General features: G+C 64.0%; 16 protein-coding genes. 12 read left to right on the top strand and 4 right to left on the bottom strand.

From position 1 onward, the window contains the following. Positions 1-15: 15 nt before the first annotated feature. From NKH17_RS03895 to NKH17_RS03880, 4 genes are all read right to left on the bottom strand, one after another. Complete coding sequence (locus tag NKH17_RS03895; protein WP_352478287.1) at positions 16-492, bottom strand: (2Fe-2S)-binding protein; 477 nt, start codon at positions 490-492, stop codon at positions 16-18. Continuing rightward, positions 492-1,352 carry an FAD binding domain-containing protein gene (locus NKH17_RS03890; protein WP_352897023.1) on the bottom strand — a complete coding sequence of 287 codons (861 nt, stop codon included), beginning with the start codon at positions 1,350-1,352 and terminating at the stop codon, positions 492-494. The genes NKH17_RS03895 and NKH17_RS03890 overlap by 1 nt, the downstream gene beginning before the upstream one ends. Positions 1,353-1,489: 137 nt before the next feature. Further along, positions 1,490-3,133 carry an MFS transporter gene (locus NKH17_RS03885; protein ID WP_352897021.1) on the bottom strand — a complete coding sequence of 548 codons (1,644 nt, stop codon included), beginning with the start codon at positions 3,131-3,133 and terminating at the stop codon, positions 1,490-1,492. A 204-nt stretch (positions 3,134-3,337) separates the two neighbouring features. Continuing rightward, positions 3,338-4,369, bottom strand: coding sequence for a histone deacetylase family protein (locus tag NKH17_RS03880; RefSeq protein WP_352970176.1), 1,032 nt, complete (start codon positions 4,367-4,369; stop codon positions 3,338-3,340). Positions 4,370-4,511: 142 nt separating this feature from the next. Here NKH17_RS03880 and NKH17_RS03875 point away from each other — a divergent pair, with 142 nt between their 5' ends. The 12 genes from NKH17_RS03875 (at position 4,512) to NKH17_RS03820 (ending at position 23,669) form a co-directional block, all read left to right on the top strand. Beyond that, the gene (locus tag NKH17_RS03875) at positions 4,512-6,179 is read left to right on the top strand and encodes an amidohydrolase (protein WP_352970173.1); all 1,668 of its coding nucleotides are present in this window, start codon (positions 4,512-4,514) and stop codon (positions 6,177-6,179) included. Between the two features lie 139 nt (positions 6,180-6,318). Further along, the gene (locus NKH17_RS03870) at positions 6,319-7,413 is read left to right on the top strand and encodes an ABC transporter ATP-binding protein (RefSeq protein WP_352970171.1); all 1,095 of its coding nucleotides are present in this window, start codon (positions 6,319-6,321) and stop codon (positions 7,411-7,413) included. After that, positions 7,413-8,333 carry an ABC transporter permease gene (locus NKH17_RS03865; protein WP_352478299.1) on the top strand — a complete coding sequence of 307 codons (921 nt, stop codon included), beginning with the start codon at positions 7,413-7,415 and terminating at the stop codon, positions 8,331-8,333. The genes NKH17_RS03870 and NKH17_RS03865 overlap by 1 nt, the downstream gene beginning before the upstream one ends. Further along, on the top strand, positions 8,326-9,126 hold the full coding sequence (locus NKH17_RS03860) for an ABC transporter permease (RefSeq protein WP_352478301.1): 801 nt from the start codon (positions 8,326-8,328) through the stop codon (positions 9,124-9,126). Before NKH17_RS03865 ends, NKH17_RS03860 begins: the two co-directional genes overlap by 8 nt. Positions 9,127-9,149: 23 nt before the next feature. Continuing rightward, on the top strand, positions 9,150-10,184 hold the full coding sequence (locus NKH17_RS03855; protein ID WP_352478431.1) for an ABC transporter substrate-binding protein: 1,035 nt from the start codon (positions 9,150-9,152) through the stop codon (positions 10,182-10,184). A gap of 64 nt (positions 10,185-10,248) precedes the next feature. Continuing rightward, on the top strand, positions 10,249-11,445 hold the full coding sequence (locus tag NKH17_RS03850; protein ID WP_352897014.1) for a serine hydrolase domain-containing protein: 1,197 nt from the start codon (positions 10,249-10,251) through the stop codon (positions 11,443-11,445). A 31-nt stretch (positions 11,446-11,476) separates the two neighbouring features. After that, a complete protein-coding gene (locus tag NKH17_RS03845; RefSeq protein WP_352897012.1) occupies positions 11,477-12,658 on the top strand; it encodes a serine hydrolase domain-containing protein in 1,182 nt (393 codons plus the stop codon). A gap of 123 nt (positions 12,659-12,781) precedes the next feature. Next, positions 12,782-15,094 (top strand): Tex family protein, encoded by a 2,313-nt coding sequence (locus NKH17_RS03840; RefSeq protein WP_352897010.1) that lies wholly within the window; start codon positions 12,782-12,784, stop codon positions 15,092-15,094. 239 nt (positions 15,095-15,333) lie between these two features. Beyond that, positions 15,334-16,539 carry an acyl-CoA dehydrogenase gene (locus NKH17_RS03835; protein WP_352897008.1) on the top strand — a complete coding sequence of 402 codons (1,206 nt, stop codon included), beginning with the start codon at positions 15,334-15,336 and terminating at the stop codon, positions 16,537-16,539. 448 nt (positions 16,540-16,987) lie between these two features. Next, the gene (locus NKH17_RS03830) at positions 16,988-20,359 is read left to right on the top strand and encodes a transglutaminase family protein (RefSeq protein ID WP_352897006.1); all 3,372 of its coding nucleotides are present in this window, start codon (positions 16,988-16,990) and stop codon (positions 20,357-20,359) included. A 6-nt stretch (positions 20,360-20,365) separates the two neighbouring features. Beyond that, complete coding sequence (locus tag NKH17_RS03825) at positions 20,366-22,777, top strand: circularly permuted type 2 ATP-grasp protein (protein WP_352802051.1); 2,412 nt, start codon at positions 20,366-20,368, stop codon at positions 22,775-22,777. 7 nt (positions 22,778-22,784) lie between these two features. Next, complete coding sequence (locus NKH17_RS03820) at positions 22,785-23,669, top strand: transglutaminase family protein (RefSeq protein ID WP_352897004.1); 885 nt, start codon at positions 22,785-22,787, stop codon at positions 23,667-23,669.

The raw sequence follows: 23,669 nt of genomic DNA, 5'->3' as shown, positions 1-23,669 counted from the left end.
GTCATGCTCCCTTCATCACGCTTGTTTCATTACGATGGCGGCGTCCTGGACGGCGCGCACGATCTTGTCATAGCCGGTGCAGCGGCAGAGGTTCCCGGCGAGGCCGAAGCGGATCTCCTCCTCGGTCGGATCGGGGTTCTTGGCCAAAAGGTCCTTGGCCGCCATGAGGAAGCCCGGCGTGCAGACGCCGCATTGAAGTGCGGCGTGCTCCAGGAATTTCTGCTGCAGCGGATGCAGCCTGTCGCCATGCGCCATGCCCTCGATGGTCTCGAGGTGCCGGCCCTCGGCCTCAGCGCCGAGCACCAGGCACGAGCACACCAGCCGATCGTCGAGGATGATGCTGCAGGCCCCGCAGTCGCCGGTGCCGCAGCCTTCCTTGGCGCCCGTCAGTCCCAGGCGATCGCGCAGGACATCAAGCAGCGTCTCGTCCGGCTGGCAAAGGAACTCGACATTATCGCCGTTGATTGTCGTTGATACTGCCACACCGGCCATCATTTGCCTCCTGCACGTGCATAGGCGGTCGTGGCGGCCCGCTTGGCCAGCACACCCGCAACTTTCCGTCTGAATTCGATAGTGCCTCGCTTGTCGTCGATCGGACGGCAGGCGCCCGAGCAGACCTTGGCGAGCCTTTCCAGCGTGGCTTCGTCCAGCTTGGAGCCGATGAGAACCTCGGCGGCCTCCTCGACCAGAACCACCGTCGGCGCCACGGCGCCCAGCGCCAGGCGGGCGGATTTGACGCGACCTTGCTCATCGAGCGTCAGGTTCACGCCGGCGCTGACCACCGCGATGTCCATCTCGGTGCGCGGAATGAAACGCAGATAGGCATCGCCCGAACGCGGCAGACGTTTGTCGAGCAGGATTGCCTCGATGATCTCGCCCTTTGCCAGCGACGTCTTGCCCGGCCCAGTCGGCACCGCTTCCACGGCAATCGTGCGCCTGGTTCCCGGGCCGACGACCACCGCCTTGGCGCCAGCGGCCACCAGCGCCGGCACGCTGTCGGCGGCCGGCGAGGCGTTGCAGAGATTGCCGACGATGGTGCAGCGTCCCTGCACCTGCTTCGAGCCGATCAGCTTGGCCGCTTCGACGACGCCGGGCCATGCCTTCTGCAGGGCCGTGTTCTCGCCCAGCACCGCGCAGGGGACCGCCGCGCCGATGCTGAAGCCCTCGGCTGTTTCCCTGATCTCGCCAAGCCCGTCGATCGCCTTGATGTCGACGATCAGGTCGGGTTCGATAAAGCCGCCCTTCATCCTCACCAAGAGGTCACTGCCTCCGGCGAGGATGGCGGTCGTGCCGGCCGAACTGGCCAACAGGCCTGCGGCGTCTTCAATTGAAAGCGGACGTATGTAACGCATCGTCTCCCCTTACTGGTCATAGTCACATCAACTGATATAACCGTCTCTCGACAATGGCCATCCTGTTCGTGCATTCGCGGATTGGGCCAGGCGCCGCAATTTCATTTTGCTCGTCCAACTGGACGCACCGCCAGCCACTAATGCTCGATCGGCCCCTTCGGCATGACCAGCGCCGTGCCAGCTGTCGTCGGGCGCTCGATCATGCGGCGGACGCGCGGTGCCTCGTCGCCGCTGTGCAGCGCCCTTATACGCTCGCCGATGACGGCGTCCGCGTAGGTGGCGCGCCGATTGTGGCGGATATATTCGACCCAGGTCGGCGTGTGGTAGTGCTCGATCCATATCGACGGATTTTCGAGATCGCGCGCCAATGTCCAGTTGCGGGCGCCGTCACGGCGGCGGATGCGGCCGCGCTCGGCCATGGTGGCGAGGAATTCCGGCACGTCCTCGTTACGGATGACATATTCGATCATGATGGCGATTGGACCGCTGCGCGGCTTGAGATCAAGCGCCAGATGCGGCTCCTGGAAGCGGTTGAGCGGATCGAGGTTGAGCACCGCCTGCTGCGGCAGCGGCAGCAGCAGGCCGATGGCACCTCCCGCCAGCATAGCGACGCTGGCCGCCATCAGGGCGACTTCGGCGCCATGCGCGTCGGCGACGACGCCCCAGACCCAGCTGCCGAGCGCGATGCCGCCGAAGGTCGCGGTCTGGTAGACCGAAAGCACGCGGCCGACCACCCAGCGTGGCGTCGACATCTGTACGGTGACGTTGAAGTGCGACAGCGCCGTCACCCAGCAGGCGCCGCCGACCAGCAGGCCGAGCGACGTCTGCCAGGCATGATTGCTGACGGCGGCGTTGACGGCGCAGACGGCGAAACCGGCGAATGCCGTGCGCACCATGGTTTCGCTGGACAGCAGCTGCCGTAGCCTGACGCTGATCAGCGCGCCGCCGACGGCGCCGATGCCGAAGGCGCCGAGCATGATGCCGTAGCTCAGGGCATCACCCTTGACGACGTCACGCGCGACCAGCGGCAGCAATGCCAGGACCGCGCCGGCGCTGAAGCCGAAAGCGGAGCTCCTGACCAGGACCTTGCCGATGTTAGGCGACATGGCGACGTAGCGCAGGCCGGCGCCCATTGCGGCGCCCAGCGTCTCGCGCGGCAAGGTCGATGCCGGCAGTTCCGGCTTCCAGCGGGCCAGCACGACGATGAGGCCGACATAGCTCAGCGTGTTGACCGCGAAGGCCGCGGCGGTACCTGCCGCGGCAACGATGATACCACCGATCGCCGGGCCGACGCTGCGCGTCAGGTTGAAGCCCATCGAGTTGAGCGCGATCGCCGCCGGCACCTTGGTGCGAGGCACCATGTCGCCAACCGAAGCCTGCCAGGAAGGGCTGTTGAGCGCGGTGCCGCTGTCGATCAGGAAGGTGAAGGCGAGCAGCGTCCACGGCGTCATCAGGTCGAGATAGGTGAAGGCGGTCAGAAGAGCCGAGACGACGAGCATGAAGATCTGCGCGATCAGCATGATTTTGCGCCGGTTGAAGCTGTCGGCGATAGCGCCGGCCAGCAGCGCAAACAGCATGATCGGCAAGGTGGTCGAGGCCTGGACCAATGCCACCTGGTAGGACGAGGTGGCGATCGTCGTCATCATCCAGGCGGCGCCGACGCCCTGGATGAGGCCGCCGAAATTGGAGACGAGGCTGGCGGACCACACCGCCCGGAAGATGCCGTGCCGGAACGGCGCCAGCGCCGAGGCGCTTTCGCTTTCCGGTGTGTCGTCCCTCATAAATGCTTTCCCGGGCTCAAACGCGTTTGTTCTTCCGATGAATTCGGCCCCTCAAAGCCATGGATTCAAAAAATAGAACATCATTTCGCAAAGGGCGAACGCATTCTGGAAAAACATCATGGTCCAACAACACGATAGCGCCGGCCCGCCGTGGCGCTCGCCGCGCCGAGTGCGCCATATGAGTTGCGGGTACCGGCAGCGCCTCTAGCGGTCCTCGAAGCCGGTCAGCACGCCGACGGCGTTGATGCCGATCTCCTCGACGGCGTAGCCGCCTTCCATGACGAACAGCGTCGGCAGGCCGAGCCTGGCGATGCGGCGGCCGATCCTGGGATAGTCGCGCGTTTTCAGCTTGAACTGGCTGATCGGGTCCTTCTCGAAGGTGTCGACGCCGAGCGAAACCACGACGACGTCAGGAGCATAAGCCGAAAGCCTCGTGCAGGCATCCTCGAGTGAGGCGTTCCACACCTCCCAGCCGGTGCCGAAGGGCATCGGATAATTGTCGTTGAAGCCTTCGCCGTCGCCCTCGCCGCGCTCGTCGGCATGGCCGAGGAAGAAGGGATATTCGGTCATCGGATCGCCATGCAGGTTCAGCACCTGAACGTCGCCGCGGCGGTAGAAGATCTCCTGGGTGCCGTTGCCGTGGTGATAATCGATGTCGAGGATCGACACGCGCGCGGCGCCATGGTCGCGAAACCACTGCGCGGCGACGGCGGCGTTGTTGATGAAACAGTAGCCGCCCATGAAGGCCGCGCCGGCATGGTGCCCCGGCGGGCGGCAGAGCGCGAAGGCGGAAGGCTCACCGGCCTTGACCAGCGCGGCGGCGGTCAGCGCGACATCATAGGACGACTTGATCGCGTCCCATGTGCCTTCGACGAATGTCGCGCCGCCGTCGAAGGAGTAGAAGCCGAGCAGCGCATCGATGCCTTTCGGGCGCACGTCGCCGCGCAGGCCGCGCGTCGGCCAGGTGAAGGGAATGGCCGAACCGCTGCGGCCCGATGCTTCCCAGAGCGGCCACACGGTCGGCAGGAAATCGATGTAGTCGCTGGCATGCACCTTCCTGGCGGCGGCGAGGTCGTGGATTTCCGGCGGCAGGATCGGACCGAGTTTTTCGCTCTCCACCCGCGCCCTGATGAACTCGGCGCGCGAAGGCTTTTCAAATGCGGGCACGATGGCGCCGGCGATCAATTCGACATTGCCGGAATGGCCGGCATGGAGAGGCGAAAAAACAGTCTTCATGAAAATTGTTCCGTGGTGAGACGCGGCGACCCTAACCGTCCCGCATGGCCCTTCACAAGGCGCTGGGCCAACCAGCCATGGCTTGCTGGCCCGGCAGCCGGTCGTCTAGCCTGCCGGCAGCGCAACCGAACCGCGGGTAATCATGAGTTCAAATGCCGACCTGATCGTCACCAATGCCCGTGTGCTGACCATGGACGAAGGCAATCCGACGGCCGAGGCGGTGGCGATAAAGGACGGCAACATCCTGGCGATTGGCGATCGCCGAACGATCGAGGCGCTGAAAGGGCCGGCCACGAAGATTATCGATGCGCAAGGCGGGTCGGTGGTGCCGGGCTTCATCGAAGCGCATATGCATCTTTTCGGCGGCGCGGCCGAACTCGACAATCTGCACCTTCAGGGCGTGCATGGCTTCCATGCGCTGAGCGAAGCGATCCGTGCCTATGCGGCGGCACGACCGTACGCCAAGCTGCTGCTTGGGGCCGGCGTCGACTACACCATCCTCTCCAGAGAAGAGCCGGTCACCCGCCACCATCTCGACCGCATCATCCCCGATCGGCCGTTCGCCATGTCGGCTTCCGATCACCACACGATGTGGGCCAATACCAAGGCGCTGGAGCTGGCCGGCATCCTGCATGGCAAGCAACTCGGGCCCGGCAACGAGATCGTCATGGGCGCCGACGGCCTCGCGGCCGGCGAATTGCTCGAGGGCGAGGCGTTCGGGCCGATCCTCGAGCTTTCCGGGCAGAACCGCGTGCGGCTCGGCCTTGCGACAGGCGGCGAGCCCGACCCGTACCCGTCCGCCGCAGAAATTGCTGCCGACCGCGACCTGATGCATCGCGGGCTGCAATGGTGCGCCCGCCATGGTATCACCTCGATCCAGAACATGGATGGCAACCTCTACCAGCTCGAGCTGCTTGCCGGTTTGGAGCAGGAAGGGCGGTTGCTCTGCCGCACCGAGATACCTTTTCACTTCAAGAACTTCATGACGCTCGACATGCTGGAAAAGGCATCGAGCATGGCCAATTCCTACCGATCCGAATGGCTGTCGTCCGGCATGGTCAAGATGTTTTACGACGGGGTGCTGGAAGGCTGGACCGCGGTCATGGTCGACGACTATGCCGACCGGCCGGGCTGGCGCGGTGAGCCGCTGTTCACGCCGGAGCATTTCGCCGAGGTGGCGCTGGAGGCCGACCGGCGCGGCCTGCAGATCGCCGTGCATTCGATAGGCGACGGCGCGGTGCGCGCGGTCCTCGACGGTTACGAGGCGGCGCGGCGGAAGAACGGCAGGCGCGACAGCCGGCACCGCGTCGAGCACATCGAGGTCATCACCGGCGCCGACGTGCCACGCTTCGCCGAACTCGGCGTCATCGCCTCGATGCAGCCGCCGCACCCGCCCGGCGCCATGGACTTCCCGCTGGAACCGACGCTTTCGCGCATCGGCCGCGAAAGATGGCCGCTCAGCTATGCCTGGCGGACGCTGAAGCAGGCGGGCGCGCATGTCGTTTTCGCTTCCGACTGGCCGGTGTCGCGGGTCGACCCGATCCTGGGCATTCAGGCGGCGCTGCTGCGCAAACCATGGGCAGAAGGCGACCCCGACCAGAGCTTCTCGCTGATCGAGGCGCTTGCCGGCTACACGGTCGAAGGCGCCTATGCCGAATTCATGGAGCACCGTAAGGGCCGGCTGAAACCAGGCTATCTGGCCGACCTGGTGGTGCTGTCGGACGATATCGAGGCAACTGAACCGCCTTCCTTGCACAAGGTGCATCCGGTCAGCACCATCTGCGGCGGCAAGATCACTTATCAGGTTTGATGATGGCGCTGACGATGGCACGGAGCTTGCGTTCTGAACCGAGGCCCAGATGCATGGTTGCCAAGCCGACCGGCATATGCTGACAATCGAATGGGAACTGGATCCGCCATCAAGAGCGGACATGAAAATGGGGTAATGCGTGCCGGATCAACCGGGTAAGAGTGCAATCGAGGTTCGCGGCGTCCGCAAGGTGTTCGGTATCGGGGACGCACAAGTCGCCGCCCTCGACACGGTTTCGGTGTCGATCCGTGAGAACGAGTTCTTCACGCTGCTAGGGCCGTCGGGCTGCGGAAAGACGACGCTGCTGCGGCTGATCGCCGGCTTCGACTTCCCCAGCGAAGGCGAAATCCTGCTGCACGGCCAGGACATCGCGCCGCTGCCGCCGTTCAAGCGGCCGGTCAATACCGTCTTCCAGTCCTATGCGCTGTTCCCGCACATGACGGTGGCCGAGAATATCGGCTTCGGCCTTGAGATGCTGGGCAAGCCGAAGACCGAAATCAAGGCGCGCGTCGCCGAGATGCTGAAGTTGGTCAAGATGGAAGCGCTGAGCGCCCGCCGCACCAGCCAGATCTCCGGCGGCCAGCAGCAGCGCGTGGCACTGGCGCGCGCGCTGGCGCCACAGCCAAAAGTGCTGTTGCTCGACGAGCCATTGTCGGCGCTCGACTACAAGCTGCGCAAGGAAATGCAGATCGAACTGAAACGGCTGCAGCACCAGACCGGCATCACCTTCATCTTCGTCACCCACGACCAGGAAGAAGCGCTGACCATGTCTGACCGCATCGCCGTGATGTCGGCCGGCAAGATACTGCAAGTCGGCACGCCCTGGGACATCTATGACAAGCCGGCCGAGCGCTTCGTCGCCGACTTCATCGGCGAAACCAATTTCCTGACCGCGGCCATCACCGGCATCGGCAACGGCAGGGCGCGCGCGACACTCAAATCCGGCGCGACGATCGACGCGACGGTGGCCGAGGGCTTCCAGCCGAAGGCGAATGCCACGTTGGTGGTCAGGCCGGAACACGCAAAGCTGACCGGCGGCAAGGGCGATCTTTCCGGAACCGTCGAAAACATCGTCTATTTCGGTACCGATACGCATATTCATGTCCAACTGGATACCGGCGAAGCCTTCACCGTGCGCCAGCAGAACACGCGCAGCGCAGGCTGCGGTTTCGAGCGGGGCGACAAGGTCGGCGTCTCGATCGGCAACGACGCAGCGCAAGTGCTGAGGGATTGATGGCGAGCGCGGAAGAAGTCGCCAAGGCGGCCGAACGGCGCGACATCCGCGACCGCTGGCTGCTGTCGGCGCCGGCCCTGCTGATCATCTTCCTGGCAGCGACCGGCCCATTGCTGATCGTGCTGGTCTATTCGTTCCTGACACCCGGTCCTTATGGCGACGTGAAGTGGCAATTCTCGCCGGAGGCGTGGATCTCGGTGTTCATGGAACGCGACATCTTCGACGACACGCTGTCGCTCGCCGCTGCCCATGTCACCATCTTTTGGCGCTCTATCAAGCTTGCCATCGTGACCACACTCGCCACGTTGGTGCTTGGTTTTCCTACCGCCTATTTCATGGCAACGCGCAGCGAGAAGACGCGCGATCTCTGGCTTTTCCTGATCACCATACCGTTCTGGACCAACCTGCTGATCCGTACCTTCGCCGTGCTGCAGATCATCCGCAACGAGGGTTTGATCAACACGGTGCTGCTCAAGCTCGGCATCATTTCCGCTCCGATCCAGATACTCTTCACCGACACAGCGATCCTTATCGGCATGGCCTATGTCTATCTGCCGCTAATGGTGCTGCCGATCTATGCCAGCATGGAGAAGCTCGATTTCCGGCTGGTCGAAGCCGGCTACGATCTTTATGCGACGCGCTTCCAGGTGCTCAGGCGCATCATTTTCCCGCTGGTCAAGCCCGGCGTCGTCGCTGGCTCGATCCTCGTCTTCATCCCGGCGCTGGGCGCCTATGTCACGCCGAGCCTATTGGGCGGCGGCAAGAACATGATGCTTTCCAACCTGATTGAATTGCAGTTCGGGCAAGGCCGCAACTGGCCGCTCGGCTCGGCGCTGTCGATCGCCGTGATGGTCATCGTCATGGTGGCGCTGCTTGCCTATGTGCGCAATGCCGGACAATCGGAGATGCGTCATGGCTAGCAGCTTCTCCATCAAGCATCAGTCCGGCTTCACCGCGATCGCCGCCACCTGCTTCGTCGTGCTTTATCTGCCGATCGTCGTGCTCGTCGTCTATGCCTTCAACGCCGCGACCTCGACGTCGGAATGGGGCGGCTTTTCGCTCAAATGGTTCCAGTCGGCGTGGCAGAACACGCAAGTCATAGACGCCACCTTGCGCTCCTTTCAGATCGGCGCCACGGCGGCGATCCTGGCCACCGTCTTCGCCACCATGGCGGCGCTCGCTACCACGCGCACGCCGCCTTATCCCGGCCTGACCTTCAAATATGCCGCCATCAACCAGCCTCTGATGGTGCCCGAGATCGTCACTGGCGTGGCGTTGCTGATCTTTTTTTCGCGCATAAAGATATTCACCGGCTATTCGGGGCTCGGCTATCTGATCGCCGCGCATACGGCGTTTTGCATTCCCTTTGCCTATCTGCCGATCCGGGCGCGGCTGGAGAACATGGACCTGACGCTGGAGCGCGCCGCCGCCGATCTCTACGCGACGCCGTGGCAGACGTTCAGGCGCATCACGTTGCCGCTGCTGTGGCCCGGCATTCTGGCGGGACTGATGTTGGCCTTCGTCATTTCGCTCGACGATGTTGTCATCACCGAGTTCGTGAAGTCGGGCGGCCAGGACACGTTGCCCACTTACATGCTTGGCCAGATACGTCGAGGGATAACGCCGGAGATCAACGCGATATCGACCGTGTTCCTGCTCTTGTCGGTCGCCATCGTGACGTTGTTTTTCTTCATCAGCAGGAAACGGGACTAGACATGAAAATGGGAGCTAAGACCATGAACTGGAAGACCACGGCGACCGCCATCGGGCTGGCGCTGCTCGCCTCGACGAGCCTTGCTCGCGCCGACGGTGAGCTCAACATCTACAATTGGGGCAACTACACCAGCCCCGATGTGATCAAAAAGTTCGAGCAGAAATACAACGTCAAGGTGACCATCACCGATTACGATTCGAACGATACGGCGCTGGCCAAAGTTCGCCAGGGCGGCACCGGCTTCGACATCGCGGTGCCTTCGCAAACCTTCGTGCCGATCTGGATCAAGGAAGGCCTCGTGCAGGAGACCGATCCCGGCAAGATGGAGAACTTCAAGAACGTGGCGCCAGAATGGGCCAATCCCGATTTCGATCCCGGCCGCAAATATTCCGTGCCGTGGGCCTGGGGCACGGTGGGCATCGTGGTGAACACCGATGTCTACAAGGGGCCGTCGGACAGTTGGGGCGTCATCTTCAACACACCCGACGAATTGAAGGGCAAGGTCAACGTCGTGCCGGAAATGAACGACGTCATGTTCGCGGCGACCAAATATGTCGGCGGCGCGCAATGCGCCAGCGACAAGGAAACGCTGAAGAAGGTGCGTGACACGCTGGTTGCTGCCAAGCCGAACTGGATCGCGATGGAATACAATACGATCGAGAAAATGGGCGCCGGCGATTTCAAGGCAACCAGCGACTGGAACGGCTCAGCCCTGCGCCAGCGGCTGGCGAATCCCAAGATCCACTATTTCTATCCCAAGGAAGGTTTTGGCCTCTGGAGCGACAATGTCATGGTCCTGAAGGACGCAAAGAATGTCGAGAACGCCAAGCTGTTCCAAAACTTCATCATGGATCCGGAAAACGCCGCCGGCCTGTCCGCCTTTCACCGCTACGCCAACGGCATTGCCGGTTCCGACAAGTACATGCCAGCCGATATGAAGGATGCGCCGGAAGTCATCATCCCGGAAGACGTCAAGGCGCATGGCGAGCTGCAAAAATTGTGTTCAGAGGAAGTGCAGGCCATTTACAGCAAGATCTGGACCGAACTGCAGAAGTAATCCACATCCGGACGAAACCCGGCGGCAATTGCCGCCGGGCCTTTTCCCGGCGATCGGACTGCCTATGATTTCTTATCGCAACAGCGAACCGGCGCCGCCGATCATGCAGGGTTCGCCGCCGCGGATGGTGCCGCCGAAGCTCGACTGGGACCGGCCGCCATGGAACCGCTGGGCGTTTCAGCATATTCGCGAAATCCTGCCGACCGTCGAGGTCTGGCGCGGCAATGGCCATCGCCACAGGCTGGAGCGAGCCGAGGTCAACCTCGACCCGCTGCCAGTAGGCGACAGCATGGGGCAGCCGACGACGCTGGCTGGACTGCTTGACGAGACTTACACCGACGGCTTCCTGGTGCTGAAGGGCGGCAAGGTCGCCTATGAGCGCTACTTCAACGGCATGACCGAGCGCACGCTGCATCTGTCGCAGTCGATGGCGAAGTCGGTCACCGCATCGGTGTTCGGCATACTGGTCGGACGCGGACTGATCGATCCGGGTTTGCCGGTGACCACCTATCTGCCGGAGCTGGAAGCGACCGGCTGGGAGGGCGCCAGCGTGCAGCATGTGCTCGACATGACGAGCGGGGTGCGCTTTTCCGAGGAATACACCGACCCCTATTCCGACATCGGCCAGGTCGATGTCGCCACCGGCTGGAAGCCGGTGCCGCCGGACTGCGATCCGGAATTGCGCTGGCCATCGCATATGTTCGAACTGATCCTGGGGCTCAAGGAAAAGAGCCGGCCGCACGGCGCTGCCTTCGAATACCGCTCGATCGAGACCGACGTGCTTGCCTTCATCATGGAACGGGTGAGCGGCAAGCGCCTGGCGCAGCTGGTCTCGGAAGAGCTCTGGCAAAAGCTCGGCGCAGATGAAAGTGCCTGCTTCACCGTCGATAGCGCCGGTTATGCGGTTGCCGATGGCGGCTTCAACGCCACGCTGCGCGACTATGGCCGCTTCGGCCAGCTGATCCTCGACAATGGCGGCGGCGTCGTGCCGGCCGAGTGGATCGAGGCGACGCGCAATGGCAGGCATGGGCCGGACTTCAGCCCCAGCCTGCCGGAAGGCAGCTATCGCAACCAGTTCTGGATCGAGGATCCGCGCTCGTGGGCGCTGATGTGCCGTGGCGTGTTCGGGCAGCTGATCCACATCGACTGGGATACGAAAATGGTCGTGGTCAAGCTTTCGAGCTATCCGGATTTCACCAACGTCGCCTATTCTGTGGCGACGCTGAAAGCGGTGCACGCCATCGCCGCGGCGCTCGCCTGAAACTCGGCCAAAAGATCCTGAAGGAAACGCTATGACCGGCAAGACCGCGTTCGAGACCAGGTATGGCTTTGCCCGAAACCAAGTGCTGCTCGGCAATTGGCGGGAAAGCCCGTTCAGCCGGTGGTCGTTCCAGAATGTCGGCGAGCTGGTGCCGAGCGCTGCCGTGACGGCAAGGCGGGGCAGCAGCGAGGCGCCGGCGCAGGATTTCGGCGGACTACTTGGCGAAAAGGTCACTCTGGCAGGCGGAGCGGAGACTGTCGCGGCGTTTCTCGCGCGCTCCGACACCGACGCTCTGACGATCATGAAAGCCGGCAAATTCGTCGGCGACTGGTTTGCACCGCATATGGAGTTCGGTTCACGCCACATCGTCTTTTCGATCAGCAAGTCGCTGACCGCCATTGTTGCCGGCATATTGGAAGGCGAAGGGATTTTCGATCCGCAGGCTCCGGTAAGCCGCTACCTGCCCGAAGCCGCCGGCTCGGCCTATGGCGATGCGCGTGTGCGGCACGTGCTCGACATGAGTGTCAGCCTCGATTTCGAAGAGGCCTATCTCGATCCGGAAAGCGCCTTCGCCCGCTATCGCCGTGCAATGCTGTGGAATCCAGGCGGGGGTACCGAGAGCCTGGCCACTTTCCTCACGACGCTGCAGGGCCTGACCGAGCCGCATGGCCGGACGTTCCGCTACCTTTCGCCCAATTCCGACCTGCTCGGCATCCTGCTCGAACGCGCGTCAGGCCAGCGTTTCGCCGATCTGATGCGCGAGAAATTATGGGAGCCGCTCGGCGCCGTCGGCGACGCCTCGGTGACAGTCGACATGGAAGGCACGGCGCGTACCGCCGGCGGCATTTCGGTGACACCGCGCGACCTTGCGCGCGTCGGCGAGATGATGCGGCAAGGTGGCGTGGCCAATGGCCGCCGCGTCGTGCCGGAAGCCTGGATGCGCGACACGACCGAAACCGGCGGTGACGCCGAGGCATGGCGGCGCGGCACGATGGCGTCCCTGTTTCCGCGTGGCCGGTATCGCAACAAATGGTACCAGACGGGCGCGGCAAGCGGCGCCTTCTGCGGCATCGGCATCCACGGCCAGTGGCTTTACGTCAATCCGATGGCTGAAATTGTCATCGCAAAGATGTCGTCGCAGCCGGTACCGGTCGACGATCCGCTCGATCTGGATTTGATTTCTTTCTTCGAGGCGCTGAGCCGGATGGTCTGATCCGATCTGTACCGCTCATGCAGCTTTCCTGTGGACCTTTCAGCGGGTTGAAAACGCTGCGGTTGGCGCAGCGGGCGTCTCCGCCTATGGTCGCTGCTCTTTTCGACCAACGACAGGTAGGACATGGCATCCGACATCAAGCGCATCGCAACCATCATAGCAGCCGAAATCCGCGCGCGGCCCGAACAGGCTGCGGCGGCGATCGGTTTGCTGGACGACGGCGCGACAGTGCCGTTCGTGGCGCGCTACCGCAAGGAGGTCACCGGCGGCCTCGACGACACGCAGCTGCGCGATCTTGCCGAGCGGCTCGCCTATCTGCGCGAACTCGACGCGCGCCGCGACACCATCCTTGGTTCGATCAGCGAGCAGGGCAAGCTGACCGAGGAGCTTGAAGCGAAAATCGCTGCTGCCGTGACCAAGGCGGAACTCGAAGACATCTACCTGCCTTACAAGCCGAAGCGCCGGACCAAGGCGGAGATCGCGCGCGAGCGTGGGCTGAGCCCGCTGGCGGAAGCTATTCTCGCCGACCGTACGGCCATGCCCGCCGAGCTGGCGCTGGCCCACATCAGCGAAGACGTGGCAGACGCCAAGGCAGCGCTCGAGGGTGCGCGCGACATCCTGTCCGAGCAGTTCGCCGAGAATGCCGACCTGGTCGGCAGATTGCGGACTTATATGAAGGAACGCGCATTCCTGCGGTCGCGCGTCGTCGACGGCAAGCAGGAGGCCGGCGCCAAATTTTCGGACTATTTCGACCATGTCGAGCGCTGGGCCAACGTGCCGAGCCATCGCGCGCTGGCCATGCTGCGCGGCCGCAACGAGGAGGTTCTGTCGCTCGACATCGAGGTCGATGCCGACGATGCCTCGCCGGTGAAGCCGGTCGAGCGGATGATTGCCGATGCTTATGCCATCGGCCGCCAGTTGCCGGGAGACCGCTGGCTGATGGAAGTAGCCAGCTGGACCTGGCGCATCAAGTTGTCGCTGCACCTGACGCTCGATCTGATGCGGGACTTGCGTGAACGGGCCGAGGAAGAAGCGATCCATGTCTTCGCCCGCAATCTCAAGGATTTGCTGCTTGCCGCCCCTGCCGGCTCACGGCCGACGATGGGCCTCGATCCGGGCATTCGCACCGGCGTCAAGGTGGCGGTGGTGGACGGCACCGGCAAGCTGCTGGCGACGACGACGGTCTATCCATTCCCGCCGAAGAACGATGTCCGCGGCACGCAGGCCGAACTGGCCAAGCTCATCCGGCTGCATAAGGTCGAGCTGATCTCGATCGGCAACGGCACCGGCAGCCGCGAGACCGAAAGGCTGGTGGCCGACATGCTGGCTGACATGCCTGCCGGGTCCGGGCCGAAGCCGCTCAAGGTGATCGTCAGCGAAGCCGGTGCCTCGGTCTATTCCGCCTCGGCAACGGCGGCGGCGGAATTTCCCGGCCTCGACGTGTCGCTGCGCGGGGCGGTGTCGATCGCCCGGCGCCTGCAGGATCCGCTCGCCGAACTGGTCAAGATCGAGCCGAAGTCGATCGGCGTCGGCCAGTATCAGCACGACGTCGATCAGTACCGCCTCGGCCGCTCGCTGGAAGCGGTGGTCGAGGATGCGGTCAACGCCGTCGGCGTCGACCTCAACACGGCGTCGGCGCCGCTTCTGGCGCGGGTTTCGGGTCTCGGCGCATCGCTGGCCGAGGCGATCGTTGCGCACCGGGACGCGAGCGGCCCGTTCGCCAGCCGCCGAGAACTGTTGAAGGTCTCCCGCCTTGGACCCCGCGCGTTCGAGCAATGCGCCGGCTTCCTGCGCATTCCCGACGGCAGCGAGCCGCTCGATGCCTCTGCCGTGCATCCGGAAGCCTATGGCGTGGCCAAGAAGATCGTTGCGGCCTGCGGGCGCGACGTTCGCTCTCTGATGGGCGACAGCGCCGCACTCAAGGCGCTCGATCCGCGCGTCTTCGTCGATGAGCGCTTCGGCCTGCCGACGGTGCGCGACATCCTGGCGGAGCTGGAAAAGCCCGGCCGCGATCCGCGCCCCGGCTTCAAGACCGCGACCTTTGCCGATGGCATCGACGACATCAAAGATCTGAAGCCCGGCATGCAGCTTGAAGGCACCGTCACCAATGTCGCGGCCTTCGGTGCCTTCGTCGATATCGGCGTGCACCAGGACGGATTGGTGCACGTCTCGCAACTGGCTGATCGGTTCATCAAGGACGCGCATGAGGTGGTCAAGGCCGGCGACGTGGTCAAAGTGCGTGTCGTCGACGTCGATATCAAGCGCAAGCGCATCGGCCTGTCGATGCGCAAGGATGGCGACGGTGGCGCACCGAAGCCACGCGACAATGGCAGCAGGCCGGTGCCGCGTGCGCCGGCGCCCCAACGCCAGCCGGAGCGGCCGGCGCAGCAGGGCGCGTTCGGCGCCGCGTTGGCCGATGCGTTAAAGCGGAAATAATTTCGCGAGCCGGGCTGTGGCAGGTCAGACGGCGGCGCTCGACATTGATGATCCATCACCAATGCTCATAGATCGGCGAAGCTATTTCGTTTGATTTTTTCAGGACGGGAGCCGATAAGCCGCGCGTTTCAAGATTTGTGTTTCGATGCATGTCGTTATCTCCAGGCTGCCGAACACCCTCGGGTCAGGCCCGCGGGCAAGCTTTGGGCGACATGCATGAGTTTGGGAGACCGAGAGCCATGGCCGCCGACAAGAACGCATTCGTCTGGGATGATCCTTTCCTGATCGAGGACCAGCTTTCGGAGGACGAGCGCATGGTGCGCGATGGCGCCGCGGCGTTTGCAGCCGACAAGCTCGCTCCGAAGATCGAGGAAGCCTACCTCGAGGAAAAGACCGACGCCGGGATCTTTCGCGAAATGGGCGAGGCGGGTCTGCTCGGCATTACCATCCCCGAGGAATATGGCGGGCTCGGCGCCAACTACGTCACCTACGGGCTGGTCGCGCGGGAAGTGGAGCGGATCGATTCCGGCTATCGCTCGATGATGAGCGTGCAGTCGTCGCTGGTGATGTATCCGATCCATGCCTATGGCTCGGAAGAACAGCGCAGGAAATACCTGCCGAAGCTGGCGTCGGGCGAATGGATCGGCTGCTTTGGCTTGACCGAACCTGATGCCGGTTCCGACCCGGGCGGCATGAAGACGCGGGCCGAGAAGACCGTGAACGGCTACAGGATCTCCGGCTCGAAAATGTGGATTTCCAACGCGCCGATCGCCGATGTTTTCGTCGTCTGGGCAAAGTTGTCCGACGAAACTGGGGGCGCGCATGACAACCAGATTCGCGGCTTTGTCCTGGAAAAGGGCATGAAAGGGCTGTCGGCACCGAAGATCGGCGGCAAGCTGTCGCTGCGCGCATCGATCACCGGCGAAGTGGTGATGGAAGGCGTCGAGGTCGGCGAAGATGCGCTGCTGCCCAATGTCTCGGGTCTCAAAGGACCGTTCGGCTGCCTCAACCGGGCGCGCTACGGCATCTCCTGGGGTGCGATGGGCGCGGCCGAGGATTGCTGGCACCGCGCCCGCCAGTATGGCCTTGATCGCAAGCAGTTCGGCAAGCCACTGGCCGGGACGCAGCTTTTCCAGAAGAAGCTCGCCGACATGCAGACCGAAATCGCGCTCGGCCTGCAGGGCAGCCTGCGCGTCGGGCGGTTGATGGATGAAGGCAAAATGGCGCCGGAGATGATCTCGCTGGTCAAGCGCAACAATTGCGGCAAGGCGCTCGACATCGCCCGCCAGGCCCGCGACATGCATGGCGGCAACGGCATCCAGATCGGCTACCACGTCATGCGCCACGCGCAGAACCTGGAGACGGTCAACACCTATGAGGGCACGCATGACGTGCATGCGCTGATCCTCGGGCGGGCGCAGACCGGTTTGCAGGCGTTCTTTTAGCATTGGCAGGTGTCCTCCGCTTCCAGGGCGCCACTGCCTGGCATCTCCCCCGCAAGGCGGGAGATCGGCAATTTTCGTCGACGGTGCCACATTTTGTTCTTGCTTTGTGCCGGCAGCTATGCTATTAATTTCGCTATGGTGCCAATCGGCGCCGACGACCCGCCCACCGAGGCGGGTTTTTCTTTCAGCTTCTTTTCGACCAAGCATCGCGTGTGCTGCCGATCATCGATATCGGCGGGAAGCGCCCGGTGCTGACCCGCCGCACTTCGGCTCTGCAGCGTTGTAACGTCTTGCCGCCACACTGCGGAATCCCGGGGTCGGCGCTCCGTTTCGTGAGCTATGAAAGCTGCTTAATTTAGGTGCAGCGCAACATCTCTGCTTGGAGAATGCTCAGCATTCGTGTCAGGGTTCAGCGAACTCCTTTTGAAACACCGACCTCAGGGGCACCATGGCAATTCTGGCAGCCGTCTATCACCTGACCCACTACAAATACGACAGGCCCGTTGTCTTGGGCCCGCAAGTCATAAGGTTGCAGCCTGCGCCGCATTCCCGCACGAAAGTGCTCAGCCATTCGCTGAAGGTCGGGCCGGCAAATCACTTCGTCAATTTGCAGCAGGACCCCTACGGCAATTTCCTTGCCCGCTTCGTCTTCCCCGAGCCGGTGACGGAACTGAAGATCGAGGTCGATCTCGTTGCCGACATGACGGTCTACAATCCGTTCGATTTCTTCGTCGAGCCCTCGGCCGAGACGTTTCCGTTCGAATACCCCGAAGAGATCAGGGACGATCTGACCATCTACCGGACGCCGGAACCGGCGGGGCCGCTGTTGGGGGCATTCCTCAAAACCCTCGACCGCGGCCCGACCAACACCGTCAATTTTGTCGTCGACCTCAATGCGCGGCTGCAGCGCGAGATCGCCTATATCGTGCGCATGGAAACCGGCGTCTTCTCGCCCGAGGAAACACTGGCCGCCGGCAAGGGATCGTGCCGGGATTCCAGCTGGCTCCTGGTGCAGATACTGAGGAACCTCGGCATCGCCGCGCGCTTCGTCTCCGGCTATCTGATCCAGCTGAAGCCCGACCTCGTCGCGCTTGACGGGCCGCCCGGCACGGCGACCGATTTCACCGATCTTCATGCCTGGTGCGAGGTGTATCTGCCGGGCGCCGGCTGGATCGGCTTCGACCCGACCTCCGGCCTGCTCACCGGCGAAAGCCATGTGCCGCTCGCGGCAACGCCGCATTTCCGCAATGCCGCGCCGATCTCCGGCATGGCGAGCTTCGCCAATGTCGAGTTCGGCTTCGACATGCGGGTCGACCGCATCGCCGAGCATCCGCGCATTACCAAGCCGTTTTCCGACGAAAGCTGGCAGGCGCTCGATGCGCTGGGCAACCAGGTTGACGCCGCGCTTGATGCCGGCGACGTGCGGCTGACCATGGGCGGCGAGCCGACCTTCGTCTCGATCGACGATTTCGAGGCTGCAGAGTGGAACACCGCCGCCGTCGGGCCAACCAAACGCGAAAAGGCCGATGCGCTGATCCGCCGGCTGCGCGAGCGCTTCGCGCCGGGCGGCTTCCTGCATTACGGGCAAGGCAAGTGGTATCCCGGCGAAAGCCTGCCGCGCTGGACCTTCTCGCTCTACTGGCGCACCGACGGCGAGCCGGTGTGGAGCGACCCGTCGCTGATCGCGCATGAAAAGAGCGAGGCGGATGTCGGACCGATGCAGGCCGAGAGCCTGCTGACCGCGATTGCCGACGAACTCGGCATCGACAAGACCATGGTCAGCGAAGCCTATGAGGATCCCGCCGAATGGCTGCTCAAGGAAGGCAAGCTGCCTGACAACGTCGATCCTTCCAATTCGAAGCTGGAGGACCCGGAGGAGCGCAGCCGCATGGCGCGGGTGTTCGAACGCGGGCTGACCAAGCCGTCGGGCTATGTGCTGCCTGTCCAGCGCTGGAACAGCCAGGCGTCAGGACCGCGCTGGCGCTCGGAGAAGTGGAAGACGCGGCGCGGCAGGCTGTTCCTGGTGCCGGGAGATTCACCGGTAGGTTACCGCCTGCCGCTCGGCACGCTGCCTTACGTGCCGCCGGCGCAGTTCCCCTACATCGTGCCGGTCGACCCATCGCTGCCGCGCGGACCATTGCCGGCGCGTGAGGCGATCTTGCCCGATTCTGCTTCTTCGCCTGCGTCGGCCGAACTTGAAGGCGCCGACGAAATGGCGCGACGCCAGCAGGCCGTTTCCTTCACGGCCGTTACCGGCCAGCAGGACCGCGTCGAACAGGAGATCACCGAGATCGGCGGCGCCGTGCGCACGGCACTTTCGGTCGAGCCGCGCGACGGACGGCTTTGTGTGTTCATGCCGCCTGTCGAGGCGCTGGAGGACTATCTCGAACTGGTCGCGGCGGCGGAGAACGCGGCAAAGGCTATTGGCCTGCCTGTGCATATCGAGGGTTACGGCCCGCCGCACGATCCGCGCCTCAACGTCATCCGTGTGGCACCCGATCCCGGCGTCATCGAAGTCAATATCCACCCCGCCGCGAATTGGCAGGATTGCGTGGCGACGACCACGGCGATCTACGAGGAGGCGCGGCAGACGCGGCTTGGCGCCGACAAGTTCATGATCGACGGCCGCCATACCGGCACCGGCGGCGGCAACCACGTCGTCGTCGGCGGCGCAACGCCCAATGACAGTCCGTTCCTGCGCCGCCCCGACCTGTTGAAAAGCCTGGTGCTGCAGTGGCAGCGGCATCCGTCGCTGTCCTATCTGTTCTCCGGCCTGTTCATCGGCCCGACCAGCCAGGCGCCGCGCTTCGACGAGGCACGCCACGATTCGCTCTACGAACTCGAAATCGCGATGGCGCAGGTGCCGCATCCGGACAAGGGCGCGGCACCCCTGCCGTGGCTGGTCGACCGGCTGTTCCGCAACCTTCTGACCGACGTGACCGGCAATACCCATCGCTCGGAAATCTGCATCGACAAGCTGTTTTCGCCGGACGGGCCGACCGGCCGGCTCGGGCTGGTCGAATTCCGCGGCTTCGAGATGCCACCCAACGCGCGCATGAGCCTGGCGCAGCAATTGCTGGTGCGCGCCATCATCGCTCGGGCATGGAAGAACCCGCTCGACGGCCGCTTCGTGCGCTGGGGCACCTCGCTGCACGACCGTTTCATGCTGCCGCATTATGTCTGGGCTGACTTTCTCGATGTGCTGGACGACCTCAAGCTGAACGGCTTTGCGTTCCGTCCGGAATGGTTCGACGCCCAGCTCGAATTCCGCTTCCCGTTCTGCGGCGAGGTCCAGCATGCCGGTATCAAGCTGGAACTGCGGCAAGCGCTGGAGCCGTGGCATGTCATGGGCGAGCAAGGCGCCATCGGCGGCACCGTGCGCTTTGTCGATTCCTCCGTCGAGCGGCTGCAGGTGAAGACCGAGGGGCTCAACCCGGAGCGTCACGCGGTCGTCTGCAACGGCCGCCTGGTGCCGATGAAGGTGACCGACAACCGCGAGATCGCGGTGGCCGGCGTGCGCTTCAAGGCCTGGCAGCCGGCGTCGGGCCTGCATCCGGCGCTGCCGGTCAACACGCCGCTGGTCTTCGACATCTATGACCGCTGGTCGGGCCGCGCGGTCGGCGGCTGCGTCTACCACGTCGCGCATCCCGGCGGGCGCAGCTACGACACGTTCCCCGTCAACGGCAACGAAGCGGAGGCGCGGCGGCTCGCCCGCTTCGAGCCGCGTGGCCATACGCCGTCCAGCTATGTACTGCGCAACGAAGAAGCCTCTGAAGATTTCCCGATGACCCTTGACCTTCGGCGACCGCAAAGACTCTGATCAGCCATGGCGAAGGGGAATCACAAAAGGCTGCGCAGCAAGCCGCAGACCCACAGTCTGCTGGAGCACTACCAGCCGATCGACGGCGTCGTCGACGAAATGGTCGATGCGTCGGGCAATCCGCGGCCGGCCTGGCGGCACTTCATCGAGGCGCTGGAGGACCTGGGGCCGGAAAAGCTTGCCCAGCGCTTCGCCCGCGCCGACCAATACCTCCGCGATGCCGGCGTCTATTACCGCGTCTATGACAAGGCCGGCGCCAATGAGCGGGAATGGCCGCTGGCGCATGTGCCGCTGCTGATCGAGGAGCAGGAATGGGCTGACATCAGCGCCGGCCTGGTCCAGCGCGCCGATCTGTTCGAGGAGACCATCGCCGACATCTACGGGCCGAACCGGCTGGTCGAGAAAGGCATTCTGCCGGCCGGATTGATCGCGGCCAGCCCGGAATATTTGAGGCCGGTCGTCGGCACCAGGCCGGCCAGCGGCCATTTCCTGCATTTCTGCGCCTTCGAGCTCGGCCGTGGCCCGGATGGCCGCTGGTGGGTGCTTGGCGACCGCACACAGGCGCCATCGGGCGCCGGCTTTGCACTGGAAAACCGCGTCGCCACCACAAGGGCGCTGTCCGACATTTACGGCGAGATGCATGTGCACCGCCTGGCCGGCTTCTTCCGCCGTTTTCGCGATGCGCTGATCGGCATGGCCAAGCAAGCCGGCGGCCGTGTCGCCATCCTGACGCCGGGACCGCTGAACGAAACCTATTACGAACATGCCTATATCGCCCGCTATCTCGGCATCATGTTGCTCGAGGGCGAGGACCTGACTGTCTCGAGCGGCAGGCTGATGGTGCGCACGGTTTCGGGGCTGATGCCGGTGAGCGTCTTGTGGCGGCGGCTCGACGCCGCCTTCGCCGATCCGCTCGAACTGCGGCCGGACTCGCAGATCGGCACGCCGGGGCTGGTCGAAGCGGTCCGGCAGGGGGCGGTTTCGGCCGTCAACGCGCTGGGCTCCGGCCTGATGGAGACACGCGCGCTGCTCGCCTTCCTGCCGAAGATTTCGCGCGCACTGCGCAATGAGGAGCTGCTGCTGCCGACCGTCGCGACGTGGTGGTGCGGGCAGGAGGCGGAGCGCGAGCATGTGCTCGCCAATATCGATAGCATGGTGATCGGCCCGGCGCTGTCGACGCGGCTTGCCTTCGAGGATGACGGCTCGACCAAGCTCGGGTCAGCGCTGTCGGTCGAGGAGCGGGCCGAACTCGTCGCCCGGATCGAACGGGACGGCGGCGACTTCGTCGGCCAGGAAGCGGTGACGCTATCGACCACCCCGGTCTATGTCGGCGGCTGGCTGGAGCCGCGGCCGGCAAGCCTGCGCGTCTATCTGGCGCGGACGCCCGAAGGCTGGACCGTGATGCCGGGCGGTTTTGCCCGTGTCGGCTTTTCGCTCGACCCGACGGCCATCGCCATGCAGCGCGGCGGCCAGGCGGCGGATGTCTGGGTGGTCAGCGACAGGCCGGTGGAGCGCGAGACGCTGCTGCCGCAGGAGCACGACAGCTTTACCCGAACCTTGCCAGGCAGCCTGCCCAGCCGCGCGGCGGAAAACCTGACATGGCTTGGGCGCTATATCGAGCGGTCGGAAGACACGGTGCGCATCCTGCGCGCCTACCATGTGCGGCTGGCCGAGACATCCGATCCCGAGATGCCGCTGCTTGCCGACATCAGGGACTATCTCGCGCCGTTCGGCATCGATGTCGAGACGGCAATCCCATTGGGGCTCATCAGCACCCTGGACAGCGCCGTCTACAGTGCCGGACAGATCCGAGACCGTTTCTCGCCGGATGGCTGGCTGGCATTGAAGGATCTGTCGAAGACCATCCATCAATTTGCCGCGACGGTGGCGCCGGGCGATGACGCGACAAGGGCAATGACGGTGATCCTGCGCAAGCTGGCCGGGTTTTCCGGCCTGCTGCACGAGAACATGTACCGCTTTGCCGGCTGGCGTTTCCTCGAAATCGGCCGCAGGCTCGAACGCGGCATCCAGATCGCCCGCACGCTCGCCCGGCTGACCAGAGCCCAGGCGCCTGAAGGCGCACTCGACATGATGCTGGAGATCGGCGACAGCGTCATGACGCACCGTCGGCAATATCCGGTGCAGGCGGGGCGGCGCACGGTGGTCGACCTTCTGGCGCTCGATCCGCTCAACCCGCGCTCGATCCTTTTCCAGCTCGAACGGCTGAAGGCCGAAATCGCGCTGCTGCCCTCCGTCGGCGCTGAAGGCCATATGTCGCCGGCGGCCAAGGAAATTCTGCAGCTCAACACGTCGATCGCCATCAAGGAGCCCTCGGACATGACGGCCGAGGCCCTCGGCGATCTCGCCAATGAAATCGGCGGGCTCTACAACAGCCTCGCCAAAGCCTATTTCGGGTAGAGACAGCATGCTCTACGACATCAGGCTTCACCTGCGTTACGACTATGATGCGGCGGCCGGCGGCGGCCGCCATCAGGTGCGCGTGCTGCCGCCGACCATCCCTGGCGTGCAGCGCGTCGTCGCCGCTTCACTGTCTTTTGTGCCGGCGCCCAGCGAACGCTCCGACTTTTCCGACTTTTTCGGCAACAGTGTCACCTCGATCGCCTTTCGTGACGCGCATGATGCGCTCGACATCAGGATGAGCGCGCGTGTTTCAGTATCGCGGCAGGAGCCCGGGCTCGACGTATCGCCGGACATACGCCGGCTGAGGGAAGAACTCGGCGCCGTGCACTCGCTGGCGCCGGCGTCGCCGCATCACTTTCTGGCCGCCAGCGATCATGCCGGCATCGACCCGGCAATCACTGCCTATGCGAAAGACAGTGCCGGCAGTTCGACAGTCGGCACGGCCATGGCTCTGTGCAACCGTATTCACCGCGATTTCACCTATGACGGCGAGGCGACCACCGTGCAGACGCGGGCCAGCGACGCCTTCGGCCTGAAGCGCGGCGTCTGCCAGGATTTTTCCCACATCATGATCGCCGGCCTGCGCGGCCTCGGCATTCCTGCCGGCTATGTCAGCGGGTTCCTCCGCACCATCCCGCCGCGCGGAAAGCCGCGGCTCGAAGGCGCCGACGCCATGCATGCCTGGGTCAAAGTGTGGTGCGGGCGCGATGCCGGCTGGCAGGAATTCGATCCGACCAATGGCATGCGGGCAAGCAACGACCATATCACGGTCGGCTATGGCCGCGACTACTCCGATGTGGCGCCGATCGTCGGCGTGTTGAAAACCACGGGCGGGCAGGTCGGCGAACAGGCGGTCGACGTCATACCGGTCGTCCTAGAAAAGGCGTGA

Origin of the sequence: Mesorhizobium sp. M1334 (assembly GCF_040317995.1) — a bacterium.
GTDB lineage: Bacteria > Pseudomonadota > Alphaproteobacteria > Rhizobiales > Rhizobiaceae > Mesorhizobium.
This window is presented reverse-complemented; position numbering and strand designations above follow the sequence as displayed.